General features: G+C 70.5%; 1 pseudogene. It reads right to left on the reverse strand.

The features are described 5' to 3' along the window. A pseudogene (locus SB753_RS37635) lies at positions 1 to 268 on the reverse strand (energy-dependent translational throttle protein EttA); the annotation flags it as partial.

The following is a 268-nucleotide window of genomic DNA, read 5'->3' on the forward strand; positions in this document are numbered from 1 at the left end:
GTGGGCGTCGCCGGCGGCGAGGATCGCCTCCAGGCGCTCCTGTTCCTTGGCCAGCGCGTCGAAGTCGGCGCCTTCCTCGGCGTAGGCGGCATACACGGCCTCGAGCGCGGCCTGGGCCTGCAGCACGTCGCCCACGCCTTCCTCGACCGCTTCGCACACGGTCTTGTTCGGATCCAGCTCCGGTTCCTGGGCGAGGTAGCCGACCTTGATGCCCGGCTGCGGACGCGCCTCGCCCTCGAAGTCGGTGTCCACGCCGGCCATGATCTTC

The sequence above is a fragment of the Paraburkholderia sp. SIMBA_053 genome (assembly GCF_046534895.1).
Lineage (GTDB): Bacteria > Pseudomonadota > Gammaproteobacteria > Burkholderiales > Burkholderiaceae > Paraburkholderia > Paraburkholderia caledonica.